Origin of the sequence: Roseburia hominis (assembly GCA_040702975.1) — a bacterium.
GTDB classification, from domain to species: Bacteria; Bacillota; Clostridia; order Lachnospirales; family Lachnospiraceae; genus Allocoprococcus; species Allocoprococcus hominis_A.
On record CP159990.1, the window covers coordinates 985,813 to 1,004,333 of the forward strand.

Consider the following 18,521-nt stretch of genomic DNA (forward strand, 5'->3'; position numbering starts at 1 on the left):
TTGGGGTAATTTATGAATAGGGATGCACTGTTTTGTGACGGGACGGAAGCCTATATGGCACCGCCTGAGCCGGAGGTAGGAGATACCCTGAAGTTCTGGTTCCGCACGGCAAAAGACGATGTAGATGAGGTATACCTGCAAAGCGGGGGCGTAGATTATCTCATGAAGAAAGTGATTTCCAGAGGGAAATTCGATTATTATCAGACGGAAAAAAAGATGACGGAAGATATGCTCCGGTATCGTTTTCGGATCTTAAGTAAAGGCGAGGTCTGCTATTACAATAAATGGGGTCCTGCTGATGAGATCCTGGAATATTATGATTATCGGATCGCTCCGGGATTTTCCACGCCTGATTGGGCGAAGGGAGCGGTCATGTATCAGATTTATGTGGACCGTTTCCGCAATGGTGATAAGACAAATGACGTGTTGACCGATGAGTACAGTTATATTGGGGAACATGTGCACCGTGTGGAAGACTGGAACCGTTACCCGCAGGCGATGGACGTGCGGGAATTTTACGGAGGCGATCTGCAGGGAGTGATCGACAAGCTGGACTATCTGCAGAGCCTGGGAATCGAGGTCATTTATTGCAATCCGATTTTCGTCTCACCGTCCAACCATAAATATGACAGCCAGGATTATGACTATGTCGATCCGCATTTTGGCGTGATCGTAGAGGATGGCGGCGAACTTCTGGAAATGTGGGATCAGAACAACAGTCATGCGAAGCGGTACCGGATCCGCACTACCAGTAAGGCAAATTTGGAAGCAAGCAACCGGCTGTTCATCAAGCTGGTGGAGGAGATACACCGCAGGGGGATGAAGATCATTCTGGACGGAGTATTCAATCACTGTGGATCCTTCAATAAGTGGCTTGACCGGGAGAAGGTGTATGAAGACGCCGATGGCTATCAGCCGGGCGCTTATATTTCAGCGTCAAGTCCATACAGAAATTTCTTTAAATTTGAGAGGAGCCAGGATCATGACTGGCCGGAAAATGGAAGCTATACAGGCTGGTGGGGGCATGATACCCTGCCGAAGCTGAATTATGAGGGCTCCAAGGAGCTGGAAGAATATATATTGGGTGTGGCGAGAAAATGGGTCTCACCGCCCTACAATGCGGACGGCTGGCGGCTGGACGTGGCGGCAGACTTAGGACAGAGCAATGAGTTCAATCACGGATTCTGGAAGAAATTCCGCAAGGCAGTGAAGGAAGTGAACCCGGATGCACTGATTCTGGCGGAGCATTATGGTGATCCGATCGAATGGCTTGAGGGCGATGAGTGGGATACGGTGATGAATTATGATGCTTTTATGGAGCCGGTGACCTGGTTCCTGACCGGAATGGAGAAGCATAGCGATGAGTTCCGTGAGGACCTGCTGGGCAATGCGCATAATTTTGAAAATGCCATGAAACATCATATGGCGAGTATGATGATGCCGTCCCTTCAGACGGCCATGAACCAGCTATCGAATCATGATCATTCCCGGTTCCTGACGAGGACCAATCATATGGTCGGCCGTGTGGCAGATCGCGGCTCAGAGGCTGCGAAGCAGAATATTGACTATGCCATTATGCGTGCAGCGATTGTAATCCAGATGACCTGGATAGGCGCGCCGACATTATACTATGGCGACGAGGCGGGGGTGTGCGGGTTTACGGACCCGGACAGCCGGAGAACGTATCCATGGGGCCATGAGAATAAGGGACTTATGAATTTCTATCGGGAGATGATCCAGATTCACCGCAGACATCAGTCTCTGGTGAAGGGATCGCTTAAGATGCTGAAGGTGGAGAAGGATCTGCTGGCCTACGGAAGATTCTGGGGAGATGAGCAGATCATCGTGATCGTGAATATAGCGGATTATCTGAGAGAAGTCGATGTTCCGGTGTGGCAGGTGGAGACTGCGGAGGGCAGCAGCATGGCACGGATGATGTATTCGTATGAGAAGGGCTACATTGGAGAGTTTGAAGAGTATCAGGTGCAGGATGGTATGATTTCGCTGATGATGGGAAAGAAATCGGCGCTTGTGCTTAAGAATAAGAAATGGTAATATACTTAGCTTTTATCATGGCAAAGAGCTGTGTAAAGAGGGTGTCGCAATTTTGCGACACCCTCTTGTTGTTGCCAAGCATGCCTAAGTGAACGTCCGGTGGACCTTCATCTCGGTTGCCAAGCATGCCTAAGTGAACGTCCAGTGGACGTTCATCTCGGTAAATAAAAGACGGAGGTTTTATTGTATGGAAAGAATAAAATTAGATTATGCAAGAGACATATTGGCAGGTGTTAAGGATGATAAGCTTGTAGACCCTGTTGCACAAATGTACAAAAGTGGACGGACCATTATTAAAAACGGAACAGTAGTGGATCCTAAAAATGGAATTCATGCGCAGAGGGATATCGCTTATATCGGTGATACCATTGTGGAAACTGCGGATGAAATCAAGCCGGAAAGAGGAGACAGGATCATTGACTGTGAAGGTCTTCTGGTATTCCCCGGATTAATTGATATGCATTTGCACATGCATGACCTTTTTGAAGTGACGACCAATTCCATATATCATGCAGCGGAGGATGGCGTGACGACAGGATTTACCCCGGGAGCAGGAAATACGCTGATCGGGCCGGCGCTTCTTGGAGCAGAGATCGACAGAGGACTGCCGGTTAATGTAGGAATGTATTTGGGCGCGGCCAGCCTTTTGAGCACGCAGATGAGCACAGAAGATTGGATTTCCTATTTCAAGGGTACACTGCCTGCCGAGGTGGCATTTGAAAAAGCAACGTTGAATTTCTTTGCAAATACCTGTGGTAATTTAATTATGGGAATCAAGGATCACATGGGACATTTCTTATTGTCGGACGAAGACCTTGACGCTGTGTATGAGATTACTTCAAAGGCGGGTCTGGTATTTATGTCACATACACAGGATCCATTCCGGGCGGAACATGTTGTAGGGATTTCCAAAGGAAGACCGGTGCATTTGGGACATGTGGATATTGCCGGCTGTGGTACTCATGGGGATGCAGTAGAAAGTATGAAAATGGTTCTTGATTTATGTAAACAGCCAAATGTGTCGGGTGAGGTAATCTCAACACTTATGCGCATAGGCAAAGGAAGCAGGGAAGCATTATTTATTCCAAAGGAAAGTCAGAGATTGCTTTACGATGCTATTCATGATGGATTGATTCGAGTGATGATCTCAGATGGAGATAATGACGGAACGATAAAAGGCGGTGGAGATACAAGAGATAATATCCCTGCAATTCTGGAACTTGCTCAGCAGGAAGTAGTGACTCTTCCACAGGCGGTTGCACTGATGACATCAAATGTAGCAGAGCTTTTGGCCGAAAGATGTCATAATCCGTACTTTACCGAAAAACTGGGACATCTTGGAGTAGGCGCATCCGCTAATATCACAATTGTGGATGAAGCCGATAAAATGGCAACTTATACAATCGTGAACGGAGCAATTTCCGGTTTCGAAAATCGCGTAGTGCGGAAAAATGTAGGCTGCGGAAAATGGATATCCAGAATAGGAAGCTTAGAAAATATGGGAGTCGGAGAACTGCCAATGTTCTATTATTGGAAATAATCTGAGTGGTGAAAAAATGTTAGTGTTTAATCAAACGAAAATAGAAAAATGTGAGGAAATTTTAGGATATCTGGTTTCCTGGGACACAAGACAGCCGGAAGGAAATGAAAAGGAAATAGTAGATTATATAGAAATGCTTTTTGGGGATACAGTGGAAAAAGAGGTATATCTTCATTCTCCGAAGCGTGCGTCACTGGTTCTTAAGTTTGATGGGGAACAAAAAGATGGCGGGATCGCCTTTGTAGGACATCTGGATACGGTGTCCTACGAGAATCCCGATGACTGGAAATACAATCCTCTGGAGGCAGTCGTAGAAGACGGCGTGATGTACGGCAGAGGAACGGCCGATATGAAAAGCGGCGTATGCGCTATGATACTGGCTGCTCTGTATTTGCAGGAACAGAAAGTAAAGCTGAAAAAGCCGGTATATTTTTGTTTCACAGCAGATGAAGAACGGGGAGGCATTGGCATACAAAAGATCATAGAATCAGGAATTCTGAATACGATTGACGCTGCTATTATTTGTGAGCCCAGCAGCAGAAAGATAGGAATTGGAGAAAAAGGAGCATTGTGGCTTCAGGTAACGGCAACCGGAGCGGCGGCACATGGCTCCAATCCTTCCGCGGGAACGAATGCACTTGATTGCCTGATTGAAATAAAGACGATGCTGGATTCCTATATGACAAAAGAAAACGGAGATAGTATGCTCGGAAAAAGCACTATCTCCCTCACGAAGATGAATGGGGGAACGGGAACGAATATCATACCTGTTTATGGAAGCATGGAACTTGATATCAGAACAATTCCCGAGACCAAAAATTCAGAGATTCTGGAGTTCCTGGAGACGGCATGCAAGGAAGTTCAGCGGAAAAACAGAGAGTTTAAGTACGGGATTCATATTTTAAATAACAGAGGATCTGTCTGTACAAAGGAAGACAATCCGTTCGTGCAGGACTTCAAAACTGCTGTGGAAAGCTTAGAAATAGAAGCAAATTGTGCAGGACTCAAGTATTATACGGATGCGTCCCAGATGATTCCGCCGCTTAATATTCCCTTTATCATCTTTGGGCCGGGAGAAGCTGAGCAGGCACATAAGACAAATGAGCACGTCTCGCTGCATTCTGTTAAAGAGTGTAGTGATATCTACATTACTTATCTGATAAATTATTGTGGGGGTAGAATATGAAGGAAAAATCAACAATAAAACTTGGTTCAATAAAGGGATATCTTATTACTCTGGGTATAGGTTTTGGTTTATATTTTCTTACGAAAAATCTGCCAAGCCTTACTAATAAAATGGCCTATGGGGACATTGCATCAGGGGTACTGGATCATACTTTCTATAAATTCTGCTGGTTCTTTATGGACTTTACAGAGGCCACCTTTTTTGCAAGTGTATGCGCTTCCTTATTTATGATTATTGGAGGAGCTTTAGCGTGGAGGATGGCGGTACATGGTTCCAAAAAACAGGTATTCCCCATTTGTTACGGAATGAGCAGTATGTGGCCATGGGTTCTTGCGGGCCAGTGCCTGTCGCTGATATTGACTTTGTTTGTATTTGGGTATATAAATTTATTTAAAGAGGCAATGTGGATTCCGTCTTTCCTCGTTACTGTGAGCACGCCCAACGCGGTACTTTTGCTTTATGGTCCGAGTGTGAGTGCTTTGCTGACAGGTTCTATTTTAACCGCATTGATCTGTGCACCTTTAGCTACATGGTGTATCAATACTATAGTACCGCTTCTTCAGCTTCCGGCGGGATATGGCGGGCTGATGACCATGGCACTGATGGCTTTCTTAGTATGCTCAGTATGTAAATATTTGCCGTGGATGAAACAAAAAGCAGCAAAGCAATATCCGGCACCGGAAAGCCAGGTGGATCTATATTCTGCTCAGTGGGCAGTCAGAAGAACCTTCGCAGACTTTACAGAGCCGATGTTTTATGGAAATGATGTGGCGGGCGCCATGATGGTTCTGGGCGTTCTGGTGGATTATCTGATCAATCATGATCATGTGGCGAATGGAGCAGGCGCGCTTCTTCCGGCGATTCTCTTATCCCAATTTGTGGCATCGGGAACAGGAGTATTCCTCTATACATCAAAATATGAGGAATATGGATGGGTTGGAACGTTCATTCCTGTAGTCAGTGCAGCACCGTTTTGTGTATTGACTCATGGAGGAAGCATTGGCGTGGCAGTGCTGGCTGGCGTGATTGGCGGAGTCTTCTGTGCTCCGGTAGGCCATCTGATATCTGAACGTGTGCCGAAGGGAATTCATCCTTTCTTTGCAGGCGTATTGACTATGCTGCTGGTTACACCGGTGACATTGGCTGTAACAGGAATATTTTTCTAAATGACGGGCAGGGCAGGTCTCTTTTAAAAGTAAAATAAAGGAGTGTATTGCAATGATAACTGTACATGATGTAATGGGGATGTTCAAAGATTTTTCTGTACTTGCGGGAGAAGAAGCATTGGACAAGGAGCTTACGAATGTAACAGTAGTTGACGCACCGGATATCGGAATTTGGATCAAAGGAGGAGAGTTTGTCCTGTCAACAGCCTATGCTTTTCAGAATAATATTGAACAATAGTGAATTAACCGCATTACAGTATTCAGAATATATTCACAATTTGTTTATTGAGATGATGAAGGGCGTGAAGGTTGAAAAAATTCTGGATGAGCTGGAAAGACTCACAAATATTCAGACGGCCTTATACCAGTACCATGATGACAAGATTGTTTTCTCGTCGGGGTCAGAGGAACTGAAAGAGCAGATAGAGGTACTGGAAAAAAAGGAGATGTCTCATGTGAATATAACAAGGGCATTTCCTTTTTTTGAACTTCGTCTGGGAAATACCATATTTGGAAGACTGCTTTTTCTCGAGGACAATCCGGTATATGGAAGAGAAAAGAAAGAAAACAAAATTGTAATTGAACAGGCCGGAATGATTCTGATCTTGCTCATGCAAAGAGAGATAGCGGACAATAAAATAAGGGCACAGTACAAGGACGAATTTGTGCAGGACTTGTTATATCAGAATATCAAATCGGAGGAGGAAATCCAGAACAGGGCAAAACTTTATAATTGGAATTTCAGCAATGGCGGAATTGTTGTTATTGTAGATGTGGATGACTATAAGCTGATGTACCATAACAAAAATTATAATGTGGATATGAGCTGCGTGCAGGAGGAGCAAAGGAAAATTATATTTGCGAGATCCAAAAGAGTGATGACAAAAAGATTTGACAAGGTAGTATATAACTACTTAAGTGATCAGATTATATTTATAATATCAGTAGAAAATTATAACAAAGAACAAGTTATCCGGCAAATAATAGAGGCAGGGGACGAAATCAGAAAAACCGTGGCAGAGGATACGGATTTTACGGTTACAATTGGAATCGGACGATATATGGGTAAGATTGTAGATGTGCATAAAAGCTATACCCAGGCCAAAAAGAGTGTTTTGATCGGGCGTGCGATTTACAAAAAGGATAAAACGGTAGCCTTTGAGCAATTGGGCGTGTATAAATTGCTATGGGCGGTTATGAATACAGAAGAAGCAGTAGAACTGTATGATGAGTATATAGGGAAATTGGTGAAATACGACGAACAATTTCATACACAGTTGGTCCAGACAGTGGAGGCAATATCGAAATATGACTGGAACCTTATGAAAGCGGCAAAAGAAAGCTATATTCATTATAATACGATAAAATACAGGTTTTCTAAAATTTGTGAGATATTGGAGGTAAATCTGCGGTCAAAAGAGGAGCAAATTAATATGGATTTGAGCCTGAAATTGTATTATTTGAATGAGGAAAAATGTGAATATGTTAAAAGTATGAGCTGATGATGGGGAAATAGCCGGAGAGATAACTTAGAAGAAAAGGAGATAGATAGCATGGTTACGGGATTTATCTGCGTAGCGGGGACAGCGGTCATATTGGGGATTATGCCGACGATTCAGAAGCAGATTATGCTGAACGGCATGCCGCTGAATAGTTTGATGTTTTTTACAAATCTGACAATTACCATTGTATGCCTTGATAAAGAAGCGTAGTCTGAAGGCATCGGTAAAGCAAGCGGCTCAGACGCTTCTTATGGGAGTATTTGGAATGCTCCTCACACCAGTACTGTTAAACAGCAGTTATTTGTATCTGCCGGTGGGAACGACAATTATGCTGAATTTTCTGTATCCGACGATTGTATGTGTGATCATGGGAACCCTGTTCAAGGCTGGCTTTACCAGACTCCAGCTTATAGCGGTTGCAGCTTCGATTCTGGGAATGGTATTTCTGACCGGAGGAGGCAGCAGGATGCCGGTCATTGGCGTAATTATGGCGATCGCGTCGGCCTTTACATATGGAATTTATTTGGTGGCCAATGAAAAAGGGCCCGCCAATGATTTATCGATCGAGGTGAAATTATTTTTTGTGTCTCTGCCGGCGACTGTTCTGTTTGCTGTGCTTACACCGGCAACAGGCACATTGGTTATTCCGGTGGGTCTGACAGAATGGGCGATGGTAATCGGAGGTTCCGGCCTCTTTACCGTATGCGGATATTTCCTTATGATGTTTGGAATCAGTAAACTCGGGGCGTCTACGGCAGCATTCGTATCTATGTTGGAGCCAATCGTAAGTGTAGTATTTGGCACTATTTGGTTCAACGATCCGATAACAATCGGGATTGTGGCGGGAGGATGCCTTGTTATGGCAAGCATTCTGCTCATTACAATAGATGGGTATCAGAAAGGCAGGCAGGAGGGAAATGCTTTATGCTCTTAGGGAAATGCTTGTAATCTAACCGAAAAAACTGTAAAGCGGAGGTGGCAAAAGGTCTGGGAACGACTTTTTGCCACCTTTTCGGTTGCCATGCATACCTGAAATAAGGTCCAGTGGACCTTGTTTCGGTGGTAGGCATATCTGAAATAAAGCCTGTTAGAGATTATTTTGGCTCTTCAGACTGTTTTTACAGCCCCTTCTTTTTTGATGCACTCGCCCGGCTATAGACGAAAGTTAAAGTCTGCATAAGCGGAGCAACCGTGTTCGTGAACGTCGAGTCCGTCGAGTTCTTCCTCTTTGGTCACGCGAAGTCCGACGGTCTTGTCGATTAAAGTGAATATAATAAATGCCATTACGAATACGAAGGCAGCAGTAGCGGCGACTCCGATGACCTGGGTGGTAAGTGCATATTCTTTAGAGAAAACTCCGGTGAGGATCGTTCCGGTCGCACCGCAGACGCCGTGGACACTGATGGCGCCGACCGGGTCGTCGATTTTGGCTACCTTGTCGAAGAATTCTACAGAGAATACGATCAATACGCCAGCAATGAGTCCGATGATGATCGCGGAGGTGTTACTTACCGTGTCACATCCGGCAGTGATAGCCACCAGACCTGCCAGGGAGCCGTTGAAGGTCATAGATACATCCGGTTTGCCGTAGCGTATCCAGGTGACGATGAGGGCTGCGAGGGTCGCGGTTGCGGCAGCCAGGTTTGTGGTCATGGCGATGTCGCCGAGGTTCGTGGCAGCGGCAGTTGTGGAGCCGCAGTTGAAACCGAACCAGCAGAACCAGAGAATGAATACGCCTAGTGCTGCGATAGAAAGGTTATGTCCCGGAATAGCGCGTACCTTGCCGTCCTTGCCATATTTGCCAATACGGGGACCGAGGATCTTCGCGCCGACTAATGCACAGATACCGCCAACCATATGTACTGCAGTGGAGCCTGCAAAGTCGTGGAAATTCATCCGGGCGAGCCAGCCGCCGCCCCAGATCCAGTGTCCGGATACCGGGTAGATGAAAATGCTGATTGCGGCGCTATACAAAAGATAGGCGATGAATTTCGTCCGCTCTGCCATGGCGCCGGAAACGATCGTCGCTGAGGTGGCGCAGAATACGGTATGGAAAATGAGGAACACTCCGATGGGAAGCCCGTTGAACAGACCGTTAGCATCTGCGAGCTTCGTAGGGTCAAAAAAGCCCTGCGTACCTAAGATTCCATTCCAGTCCGTCCCGTGCATAATGGCAAATCCGAAGATGAAGAAGAACAGGCTGCCAAGTACAAAATCCATCATGTTTTTCATCAAAATGTTACCTGTATTTTTCGCTCTGGTGAAGCCTGCCTCACACATGGCAAAGCCTGCCTGCATGAAATATACCAGGATTGCTCCGACCAGGCACCATACGACATTCAGGAGAAGTTCAGTTGCTGCTGTGGCGTCTATACCGCTCTCTATAAGTGCTGTTAATCCCATAAGTAAATCCTCCTATTGATTATTGATTTTGAAAACAGGTTACAATGCGGCCGGACCGCGCTCACCGGTACGAATGCGGACCGCGTCCTCCACTTCGTATACAAAGATCTTACCGTCGCCATACATGCCGGTCTGAATCTCGTCTACGATTTTCCGGATCAGAGGCTCAGCCACCTCCGGCTCCACAACGGTCTCCACCTTTACCTTCGGCAAAAGGTTCACGTTGTATTCTGCGCCGCGGTAGATTTTCTTGTGCCCTTTCTGATTTCCATATCCCATGATATTGCTGATCATCACGCCATTGGCGTTTGATTCATCCAGAATGACCTTCAGGTCTTCCAGTTTCTCGGGCTGAATAATGATTTCCAGTTTCTTCATAATAAACTCCCTCCTTTTTGATGTTAGGTATGCCCTGCAGCCGGGAAAAAGGTCTATCACATTTCCTTTTCGGTGTGCCAGGCAACCGGGATGAATGTCCACCGGACGTTCACTTAGGCGTGTTAGGCAACCGAGATGAACGTCCACCGGACGTTCACTTAGGCATGCTTGGCAACAAAAAAAGGACATTTTCCGGATTGGAAAACGCCCTTGTTTTTGGATAGTCCCTATTATACTCGGCAGAAAACATTTGTCAAAGAGATTTTTATAAAAATTTAATATTTTGTGAAGTGTGTCCTGTTTGGCTGTAAAATGAGAAAAAAGATTGTGGAAAATGTGGGACTGTCACAGAGTAATGCGGAAAACAAGAAAAAATGTAGCGACTGTTGACGGATAAAAAGTCATTTGTTACAATAAAGGGTAGGGAAAAATATAGGTTTATGAAGCAATTATAAAGTTGCTAAATACCGATAAACACTAAGGAGCATAATGATTAACAAGGAGGAAGAGGTAAGATGATAAGTCTCACGTTTGGGGAGCAGGTCAAAATCGTTTTGAGCAGAAAAGGTATGACTATTAAGGAATTGGCAGAGCAGATCGAAATGAAGACGGGAAAGAAGATGTCCCGTCAGAATCTGACGCAGAGACTGGGAAGGGATAATTTTCAGGAGCAGGATATGCGTATGATCGCAGAGATTCTGGGCTGTTCCTTCCAGCTTAGCATTTTGGCAACGCAGGAAGCGGCTGAGAGGGCATCTGTTATCGAAGAGGTACTGCCGACTACGGGAGAGATCGGCAGACTGGAGGCGCGGAAAGAGCGGAAAGCGGCGCGTGCGGAAGCGAAGCGGAAGGAATTGGAAGAGCGGGATCTGACGGTCGGTGAGATCGTAGATCTGTTGCGGTCCACAGCGGAGGCTGTGGAGAATGAGGCTTCCGGAGCAGAGGAGCACGTCGAAGGAATGACTGAGATGCAAGGTGAGAGTGAGACGATCGCGGAAACGGAAGCGGTTTCTGCTAAGGAAGAAAATAGTAATGAGATGGCGAAGAACTCTGGGGCAGAAATAGAAGAAGAGACACTGGCAGAGCTGCCGGTAAGTGAGGAGATTGTCGAAGAGACCACAGGAAATGAAAATACAGCCGCAGCGGAAGCGGGTGAGATGGCTGCAGGGGAAGAGATGCAGGAAGCAGCTTCGCAGATTGAGCCGGAGTATGAAGGGACTAAAGCTATGCCGGAAGAGGCAGCGGTAGAAGCACCGACCGAAGAAGAGGAAGCGGCGGACTCACATGCGCAGGAGCAGATTGAGCAGCCGAAGCCGGAAGAGGCAGCGCCGACCGGAACGAAGGCACCCGAGAAAAAAGGCGGTTTCTGGTCAAGATGGGAGAAACCGAAAAAGAAGGAGGAGCATTCTGATTTCCAGCCGATCCGCCAGCGTGTGGACGAGGATGAGGACCGGGAGAAGGGTGATGTGAACCCGTATACCGGCCGGGAGTACCAGAGCAACAGTGTGCGTATGCATCCAAAGCGCATCGGATATGTGCAGGTATATGACCGGAAGGAGCATAAATGGACTGATATGACGGAATGGGCTTTCCTGGGATTTGAGGAGCGCAAGAAGGCTGCAATGGGCAAGGATTATGAGCCGCCGATCTATCTGGATTAGGCAGGAGGAAATAAAATAGAAGATGAAATGGGAACAGTTATTGTCACCTCAGCGGAGCCGCGGGGGAGTGGGGAACAGATATGCCAGGTCCACCGACCTGCGAAGTGAGTTCGAAAAAGACTACCACCGTATTATAGGAAGTGCGTCTTTTCGGCGGCTGCAGGATAAGACGCAGGTATTTCCGCTGGACAAAAGTGATTTTATCAGGACGAGGCTCACACATTCTCTGGAGGTTTCTTCTTTTGCAAAATCGCTTGGGCAGAATATCGGGGAAAATATATTGGCTTATAAAAAGGACCCGGATTTTACGCCGCGCATGAAGGAAGACATCTGCAGTATCGTACAGTGTGCGGGGCTGATTCACGATATAGGGAATCCCCCGTTCGGACATTTCGGGGAAATGGCTATCCGGGAGTGGTTCGAGAGAAATCTGGACAAAATGATGTTTGGCGGGAAGCCGGTCTCGGAGGTCCTGACGGAGCAGATGAAGCAGGACCTGTATCATTTTGAAGGAAATGCGCAGGCGCTGCGTCTGGTGACGAAGCTGCATTATCTGGTGGACGAGCATGGTATGAATCTGACCTATGCTCTTCTGAATACCATTATCAAATACCCGGTGGCATCTACGGAGGTGAATACCGCATCAGGGAACATTAAGGATAAAAAGCTGGGATATTATTATGCGGACCGGGAGATTTTTCAGGCCGTGCAGGAGGCTACGGGAACGAGGGGAAGAAGGCATCCTCTGACGTATATCCTGGAAGCTGCCGACGATATCGCGTATAAGACGGCGGATATCGAGGACGCGTTCGTGAAGGGATTTCTTTCCTATCATCAGCTCTGCAGAGAACTGGGGGCTTTAGACGGCAGGTATACGGCGGGAGCCGTCGATGAACGTTCTGCGGCCGACTGCAGTGATTTGAGGGAACGAACGGGAAATGCATCATATCGGTTCGACGCGCTAGGGAAGCTGAATGAATTATATGAGCGCGGCGTGAAAAGAGGAGAGAAGTGTCCGGAAGAATATGCGGTCAAGAATTGGATCGTGCGGGTGCAGGGATTTTTGATCAGCTGTGCTACGTTCGGATTTACATCGCATTATCGTGAGATCATGGAAGGAACGTATGGGCACGATCTGTTTTATGGGACTTTTGCAGAGAAACTCATGGATTTGCTTGGGGATATGGCGTATCGGATCGTGTTTACGTCGGAGCAGATCTACAAAATGGAAGTGACGGAGTCAGTGATTCTTAATTTCCTGATGGATCAGTTCGCAGCGGCAGTTGTGAGGTATGATAACCCAAAGGAGAAACCGGATACGCTGGACCGGCGATTGATTGCATTGATCTCAGATAATTATAAGAATGCCTATCATTTTCAAAGTGAAGGCAAAGACGAGGTGGAGAAGCTATATCTGCGGCTTTTGCTGATGACGGATTACATCTGTGGAATGACGGACAGCTATGCAAAGCGTCTGTATCAGGAATTGAATGCAGTGTTGTAACAGAAGGAATGTTTCGGATAAAGGTTGAATAGTTTGTAATAGCGAAGAAAAGTGTAAAGGAGCGAAAATGCAGGCTATGAAAAAATTTATCCGATATTTATACGAATATCAAAATGGAAGAAGGGTGCTAAATGCCGGGTTCGTGAAAGCAGAGGAGTCCGGCAGTTCGGCAGTCCTTCAGATTTATGGGAAAGGATTTCCGACGGCGGGCAGGTCGATGGAAATTCTTCTTTTTTATCTCATGGGGGATCAGGTCGTGGGGATCTCTATGGGAACGGCCGAAAATGTGCGGCCGATGTTCGGATACCGTCTTACATATACCCCCGAAGATGTGGGTGGGGAGGAAATCTTTCAGGCGATTGAAGGGGTGATTATCTTAAGCTGTGCCTCCGGTATGGAGATGGAAAGAGAAAGGGGCAGCGAGAGGGCGTCGTTACCGGCAGGGCAAGGATGCCGCTGGTATGCCGCTTTGTGGAACGACGGGACGGCAGCAATTGAGAAAATGATACGGCGGGAGGAAGTGCTGCGGCAGAAGGAGAACGATGCGAGAAGGGAAAGTGGGCCGGAGGAGAACGATGCGGGAAAGCAAAATGAACGGGAGAAGAACGGGGATGGAGTGCGAAATGAGCAGGGAGAGAATGGCGGAGGAATAAGAAAAGAATTGGAGGAGAACGGCGCGGGGCAAGAGGATGCGTTGGGGGAGAATGATGAGCGGATGCGAAGTGAGCAGGGGGAAAATGGCAGTGGAATAAGGAAAGAACTGGGGGAGAACGGTGCGGGAAAGCAAAATACACGAGAAAAGAATGACGACGGAATGCGAAGTAAAACTGTGGAAAACGGTGGGAAAATAAGAAAAGAGCTGGAAAAGAGCAATGGGGCAATGGGAAACTCACCGGAGGAGAACAGCAGAGAAATACAAAATGCGTCAGAAGAGAACGGTGTCAGAATGAGGGGTATATCGGGAGGAAGCAGTGCAAACAGAGAAGAGGCGCCAATAAGAAATAGTGGTGAAAATAGAAATATGACAAAGGAAACAGAGGTACGGGGAGAGGTACGAAGTGTGAGGGAAGAGAATAATAATGAACCGGTGGAACCTCTCGGGGAGAAAGAAAATGCGCCAGAAGTTGAAAGCGAGGGACAAGAGGAAGGGACCGTACAGGCCAAAGCGGAAGAGGATACGCGGGGAGAAAGAGAAATCTATAAGATTACCCGCCGCGATCTTGCAAAACTGCCACGCCGGGAGTGGAAATTGGCAAATAATCATTTCCTGATGCATGGTTATCGGAATTACCACTATCTTGTTTCTTTTAAGAAGGACGGTTATTGCTGGCTTGGCGTTCCGGGAATCTACCATCCCCGGGAACAGCAGGCAGCCTCCGCTTTTGGATTTGGACAGTTCATGCGGCCGGACGGGCAGGAAAACATCTCAGGTGAAGGAGGAAAAAGTACAGGAGAGGAGTTTGGATATTGGTGTCGTGCTGTAGGTGCTTTGATTCAGAATTAAGTGAAGAAGGGGTATTTGGAGTCATGACGAATCGAATGGAGTTAAGGGAATTAGGGTGGTTTGGGAATAAATTTCCCGGATATATTGACATTTGCCCCAAAACAAGGTAAAGTAGAAAACGTGCAGCCGGGGTGTTAGCGGTACCCTGTACCTACAATCCGCTACAGTAGGGGTGATGCTGTGCCGAGGGCATATTTTGTCAAAGCTGCCCCTGGTTCGCGGCGTTGATATCCGGGTCTTACGCGGCGGGAATCTGTGAACCGTGTCAGGTCGGGAACGAAGCAGCACTAAGCAGAAGCTCTCGGGTGCCGTAAGGTAGCCTGGGTTGAGTTTGCGGCCAGGGTAACGTTTGGGAGGGTCTGTTCGACGCACAGCGCACATAAAAAAAGGAGGAAGAGCAGAATGTACGCAGAATTTGACGAAAGTTTGGTAACTGGTAACGAGATGATTGATGCGCAGCACAAAGAATTGATCGGAAAGATTAATGAATTATTAAAAAGCTGCGAACTGAATTCTGGTAAGATGGCAGCCGTTCAGACTCTTGGATATCTGGCTGATTATACCGACTATCATTTCCAGGCAGAAGAGAAACTGCAGGAAGAGATCAAATATCCGGGACTTGCTGAGCATAAGCAAAAACATGAGGAACTTCGTAAGACTGTTGAGGAACTTCATAATATGCTGGAAGAGGAAGAAGGACCCAGCGAGGCATTCGTAGATCAGGTTCAGAAGAAGGTTGTTGAGTGGCTTTACAATCACATCAAAGGATTTGACCGCTCTGTCGCTGAGTATAAGAATATGACATTGAGCAGTGACAGACTGTAAAGAATGGTTTTGGTAAATAATTTTATATTACCCCAATAAGGTCCACCGGATCTTATTTCAGGTATGTATAGTAACCGAGATGAAGGTCTGTGGGACCTTCACTTAGGTATGTATGGCAATATAAAAGCTCCTGGTGTTTTTAGACATCAGGAGCTTTTTGCTGCCTTTAATGCTTTTTGTTTCATACGCAATTCCCTGAAGAATTCTTTCATCATCAGTGAACATTCTTTTTCCAGAACGCCTGTGGTAAGCTCAGCCTGATGGTTGAATTTAGGTACCTGCAAAAGGTTGAAAATAGATCCGGCGCAACCGGCTTTCGGATTCATACACCCGACTACAACGCGTTTCATACGGGCCTGAATGATGGCGCCGGAGCACATTTGGCAGGGCTCCAGAGTTACATATAGAGTACAGTCTTCCAGGCGCCAGTCACCGAGCCTTTTGCTGGCCTTTTTTATCGCAATCAGTTCGGCGTGTGCGAGGGGATTGCCGTCAGTTGTGCGGCGGTTATAGCCACGTCCAATGATACGGCCCTCATGTACGATCACGCAGCCGATGGGGACCTCTTCGAGCTGCCACGCTTTATTCGCCTGCCTGATGGCTTCTTTCATGTATTTTTCGTCTTCGGTCAGCTTGGGACGCATGGGTCTTCCTCCTGCTAGTGGATTAAGGTAGTACAGCTAGTTGATTAAGGTGATACGGCAAAAAAAGGAACTGTACATCATTATACGGAAATAAGGAAGGAAAATCAATAAAAATGTGCTTGCTTTTTTGTAATACATGTATTAAAATATTTGTACTACAAAAATGAAAGAAGAGGTGGATTAAAATTGGGAAAAGTAGGAAGACCAAAAGGCGAGAATAATAAAGACATCGTTTTTACACTGCGCATGGACAGCAGTATGCAGAGGAGATTGGAAGCATACTGCAAGAAGATGAATGTGGCGAAGTCGGAGGCCCTGAGGCAGGCGATTGAATTGCTGGTCAAGGGAGAGGAAGCAGAGAAGAAGGAACTATAATTATGAAAATACTATTAGCCGCTATTAACGCAAAATATATCCATTCCAATCTTGCCGTATACAGCCTAAGGGCTTATGCAAAAGAAAAATTGCCGGAAGAGGCGGATATCACGATAGATATTGCTGAATACACGATTAATCAGCAGACAGATGCGATTCTGCAGGATATTTACAAAAGCAGACCGGATATGCTCTGCTTATCATGTTACATCTGGAACATTACTTATGTGGAAGAGGTGGTAAGAGAGGTTCACAAAATATTACCTGATGCTATCATATGGCTGGGTGGTCCCGAGGTGTCGTATGACGCGTGCCAGACGCTTTTGCGCCTCCCGGAAGTGGACGGAGTCATGAAGGGGGAAGGAGAGGAGACGTTTCTGGAACTCATTTACTGTTATGCGGGTAGGGGGAACTCCCTGGAAGATATTGAGGGGATCACATGGAGAAAGAGGAGCAGCGACAGCTTCGCCGAAGCAGGTTCAGGCAGCGGCGAGGTGATCGAGAATCCATGGCGGCAGGTGATGGACCTGAGCGAAGTTCCGTTCATATATGAAGATATGGATATCTTTAAGAATAAGATTATTTATTACGAGTCCAGCCGGGGCTGCCCGTTTTCCTGTAGCTATTGTTTGTCGTCAGTCGATAAGTGCCTGCGTTTTCGGAAGCTGGAGCTGGTGAAGAAGGAATTGCAGTTCTTCCTGGATCATCAGGTCCCGCAGGTGAAGTTTGTTGACAGAACCTTTAATTGCAGGCATGACCATGCTATGGCAATCTGGTCCTATATATTAGAGCATGATAACGGAATCACGAATTTTCATTTTGAGATTTCGGCGGATTTGTTAAAGGAAGAAGAATTAGAGCTGATGCGGCATATGCGGCCGGGACTCATTCAGCTGGAGATCGGCGTGCAGTCTACGAATCCCGAGACCATAAGGGAGATCAGGAGGACGATGCGTTTTGAGGAAGTGGCGCGGATCGTGAGGAGGATCCATTCTTTCGGGAATATCCACCAGCATCTGGATTTGATCGCAGGGCTTCCCTATGAAGATTATGAGAGCTTCCGGAAATCTTTTGATGATGTCTATGCACTGGAGCCGGAACAGCTCGAGCTGGGATTTTTGAAGGTGCTGAAAGGTTCCTATATGGAGGAGCAGAAAGCAAACTATTCATTAATATATAAGAGTGCTCCGCCATACGAGGTGCTGGCCACGAGATGGCTGCCATATGCAGATACCCTGCGTTTGAAGGAGATTGAAGAGATGGTGGAAGTCTACTATAACAGCAGGCAGTTCTGTTATACGCTTCCCTGGCTGATTCGGAGATTTACGGGCCCATTCGCATTTTTTGAAGAACTGGCGAAGTTCTATGAGGTGAGGGAGCTGACGCAGGAGAGTCATGCCCGTGTGACCAGATATGGGATTCTGCTTGCATTTGCCGGGGAAAAGGATCCGGAGCATTTAGAGGAATACCGCCAACTGCTGACGTTGGATTTTTACCTGCGCGAGAATGCGAAAAATCGTCCGGCTTTTGCGGGGGAGGAGCGTGTCCATAAAGAACTGGCAAGGGAATTCTATGATAAAGAAGATATAGAAAGAAAATATTTATGGAACTATGATGAGTTTGATAAAAGAAAAATGCGTAAGATGACGCATTTAGAAGCGTTTACAAATAATGTTCTGGGAGACATGAAGCCGGAAACGCTGGTGCTGCTGTTCGACTATAAAAACCGCAGCCCGTTAAATCATCAGGCCGCGGTCTATATTGTCGGTTAAAGCAGG

General features: G+C 46.6%; 17 protein-coding genes and 1 other RNA gene. 15 read left to right on the top strand and 3 right to left on the bottom strand.

Annotated features, from left to right (window positions below):
- Positions 1-12 precede the first annotated feature (12 nt).
- From ABXS75_04570 to ABXS75_04605, 8 genes are all read left to right on the top strand, one after another.
- Positions 13-2,055, top strand: a complete 2,043-nt coding sequence (locus ABXS75_04570) for a glycoside hydrolase family 13 protein (protein ID XCP86087.1) — start codon at positions 13-15, stop codon at positions 2,053-2,055.
- 187 nt (positions 2,056-2,242) lie between these two features.
- Positions 2,243-3,595 carry an amidohydrolase family protein gene (locus ABXS75_04575; protein ID XCP86088.1) on the top strand — a complete coding sequence of 451 codons (1,353 nt, stop codon included), beginning with the start codon at positions 2,243-2,245 and terminating at the stop codon, positions 3,593-3,595.
- 16 nt (positions 3,596-3,611) lie between these two features.
- A complete protein-coding gene (locus ABXS75_04580) occupies positions 3,612-4,781 on the top strand; it encodes a M20 family metallopeptidase (protein XCP86089.1) in 1,170 nt (389 codons plus the stop codon).
- Complete coding sequence (locus ABXS75_04585) at positions 4,778-5,947, top strand: hypothetical protein (GenBank protein ID XCP86090.1); 1,170 nt, start codon at positions 4,778-4,780, stop codon at positions 5,945-5,947. Before ABXS75_04580 ends, ABXS75_04585 begins: the two co-directional genes overlap by 4 nt.
- Before the next feature lie 52 nt (positions 5,948-5,999).
- Positions 6,000-6,185: a PucR family transcriptional regulator ligand-binding domain-containing protein gene (locus ABXS75_04590; protein ID XCP86091.1), complete on the top strand. Its 186-nt coding sequence runs from the start codon at positions 6,000-6,002 to the stop codon at positions 6,183-6,185.
- A 64-nt stretch (positions 6,186-6,249) separates the two neighbouring features.
- Positions 6,250-7,449 carry a helix-turn-helix domain-containing protein gene (locus tag ABXS75_04595; GenBank protein XCP86092.1) on the top strand — a complete coding sequence of 400 codons (1,200 nt, stop codon included), beginning with the start codon at positions 6,250-6,252 and terminating at the stop codon, positions 7,447-7,449.
- 51 nt (positions 7,450-7,500) lie between these two features.
- Positions 7,501-7,659: a hypothetical protein gene (locus ABXS75_04600; GenBank protein ID XCP86093.1), complete on the top strand. Its 159-nt coding sequence runs from the start codon at positions 7,501-7,503 to the stop codon at positions 7,657-7,659.
- The gene (locus ABXS75_04605) at positions 7,643-8,383 is read left to right on the top strand and encodes an EamA family transporter (GenBank protein ID XCP86094.1); all 741 of its coding nucleotides are present in this window, start codon (positions 7,643-7,645) and stop codon (positions 8,381-8,383) included. The genes ABXS75_04600 and ABXS75_04605 overlap by 17 nt, the downstream gene beginning before the upstream one ends.
- 218 nt (positions 8,384-8,601) lie before the next feature.
- Here ABXS75_04605 and ABXS75_04610 read toward each other — a convergent pair whose 3' ends face one another.
- Together ABXS75_04610 and ABXS75_04615 are read right to left on the bottom strand one after the other, a co-directional pair.
- Positions 8,602-9,852 (bottom strand): ammonium transporter, encoded by a 1,251-nt coding sequence (locus ABXS75_04610; protein XCP86095.1) that lies wholly within the window; start codon positions 9,850-9,852, stop codon positions 8,602-8,604.
- Between the two features lie 39 nt (positions 9,853-9,891).
- A complete protein-coding gene (locus ABXS75_04615) occupies positions 9,892-10,230 on the bottom strand; it encodes a P-II family nitrogen regulator (GenBank protein XCP86096.1) in 339 nt (112 codons plus the stop codon).
- A 515-nt stretch (positions 10,231-10,745) separates the two neighbouring features.
- Between ABXS75_04615 and ABXS75_04620 the strand changes: the two genes are divergently transcribed.
- From ABXS75_04620 to ABXS75_04640, 5 genes are all read left to right on the top strand, one after another.
- A complete protein-coding gene (locus tag ABXS75_04620) occupies positions 10,746-11,891 on the top strand; it encodes a hypothetical protein (GenBank protein ID XCP86097.1) in 1,146 nt (381 codons plus the stop codon).
- A 22-nt stretch (positions 11,892-11,913) separates the two neighbouring features.
- Positions 11,914-13,395: a deoxyguanosinetriphosphate triphosphohydrolase gene (locus ABXS75_04625; GenBank protein XCP86098.1), complete on the top strand. Its 1,482-nt coding sequence runs from the start codon at positions 11,914-11,916 to the stop codon at positions 13,393-13,395.
- 76 nt (positions 13,396-13,471) lie between these two features.
- Complete coding sequence (locus tag ABXS75_04630; protein ID XCP86099.1) at positions 13,472-14,899, top strand: hypothetical protein; 1,428 nt, start codon at positions 13,472-13,474, stop codon at positions 14,897-14,899.
- A gap of 118 nt (positions 14,900-15,017) precedes the next feature.
- Positions 15,018-15,280, top strand: an RNA gene (ffs, locus tag ABXS75_04635) — signal recognition particle sRNA large type.
- A 21-nt stretch (positions 15,281-15,301) separates the two neighbouring features.
- Positions 15,302-15,724, top strand: a complete 423-nt coding sequence (locus tag ABXS75_04640; GenBank protein ID XCP86100.1) for a hemerythrin family protein — start codon at positions 15,302-15,304, stop codon at positions 15,722-15,724.
- A 146-nt stretch (positions 15,725-15,870) separates the two neighbouring features.
- Here the strand turns inward: ABXS75_04640 and tadA are convergent, their stop codons facing one another.
- Positions 15,871-16,368, bottom strand: coding sequence for a tRNA adenosine(34) deaminase TadA (gene tadA, locus ABXS75_04645; GenBank protein XCP86101.1), 498 nt, complete (start codon positions 16,366-16,368; stop codon positions 15,871-15,873).
- A gap of 186 nt (positions 16,369-16,554) precedes the next feature.
- Between tadA and ABXS75_04650 the strand changes: the two genes are divergently transcribed.
- Together ABXS75_04650 and ABXS75_04655 are read left to right on the top strand one after the other, a co-directional pair.
- Positions 16,555-16,743, top strand: a complete 189-nt coding sequence (locus ABXS75_04650; GenBank protein ID XCP86102.1) for a ribbon-helix-helix protein, CopG family — start codon at positions 16,555-16,557, stop codon at positions 16,741-16,743.
- A 2-nt stretch (positions 16,744-16,745) separates the two neighbouring features.
- On the top strand, positions 16,746-18,515 hold the full coding sequence (locus ABXS75_04655) for a B12-binding domain-containing radical SAM protein (protein XCP86103.1): 1,770 nt from the start codon (positions 16,746-16,748) through the stop codon (positions 18,513-18,515).
- The last annotated feature ends 6 nt before the right edge of the window (positions 18,516-18,521 follow it).

Coding starts and splice junctions, on each gene's coding strand:
- ABXS75_04570 (XCP86087.1), top strand. CDS start 13: ATGAATAGGGATGCACTGTTTTGTGACGGGACGGAAGCCTATATGGCA.
- ABXS75_04575 (XCP86088.1), top strand. CDS start 2,243: ATGGAAAGAATAAAATTAGATTATGCAAGAGACATATTGGCAGGTGTT.
- ABXS75_04580 (XCP86089.1), top strand. CDS start 3,612: ATGTTAGTGTTTAATCAAACGAAAATAGAAAAATGTGAGGAAATTTTA.
- ABXS75_04585 (XCP86090.1), top strand. CDS start 4,778: ATGAAGGAAAAATCAACAATAAAACTTGGTTCAATAAAGGGATATCTT.
- ABXS75_04590 (XCP86091.1), top strand. CDS start 6,000: ATGATAACTGTACATGATGTAATGGGGATGTTCAAAGATTTTTCTGTA.
- ABXS75_04600 (XCP86093.1), top strand. CDS start 7,501: ATGGTTACGGGATTTATCTGCGTAGCGGGGACAGCGGTCATATTGGGG.
- ABXS75_04610 (XCP86095.1), bottom strand. CDS start 9,852: ATGGGATTAACAGCACTTATAGAGAGCGGTATAGACGCCACAGCAGCA.
- ABXS75_04615 (XCP86096.1), bottom strand. CDS start 10,230: ATGAAGAAACTGGAAATCATTATTCAGCCCGAGAAACTGGAAGACCTG.
- ABXS75_04620 (XCP86097.1), top strand. CDS start 10,746: ATGATAAGTCTCACGTTTGGGGAGCAGGTCAAAATCGTTTTGAGCAGA.
- ABXS75_04625 (XCP86098.1), top strand. CDS start 11,914: ATGAAATGGGAACAGTTATTGTCACCTCAGCGGAGCCGCGGGGGAGTG.
- ABXS75_04630 (XCP86099.1), top strand. CDS start 13,472: ATGAAAAAATTTATCCGATATTTATACGAATATCAAAATGGAAGAAGG.
- ABXS75_04640 (XCP86100.1), top strand. CDS start 15,302: ATGTACGCAGAATTTGACGAAAGTTTGGTAACTGGTAACGAGATGATT.
- tadA (XCP86101.1), bottom strand. CDS start 16,368: ATGCGTCCCAAGCTGACCGAAGACGAAAAATACATGAAAGAAGCCATC.
- ABXS75_04655 (XCP86103.1), top strand. CDS start 16,746: ATGAAAATACTATTAGCCGCTATTAACGCAAAATATATCCATTCCAAT.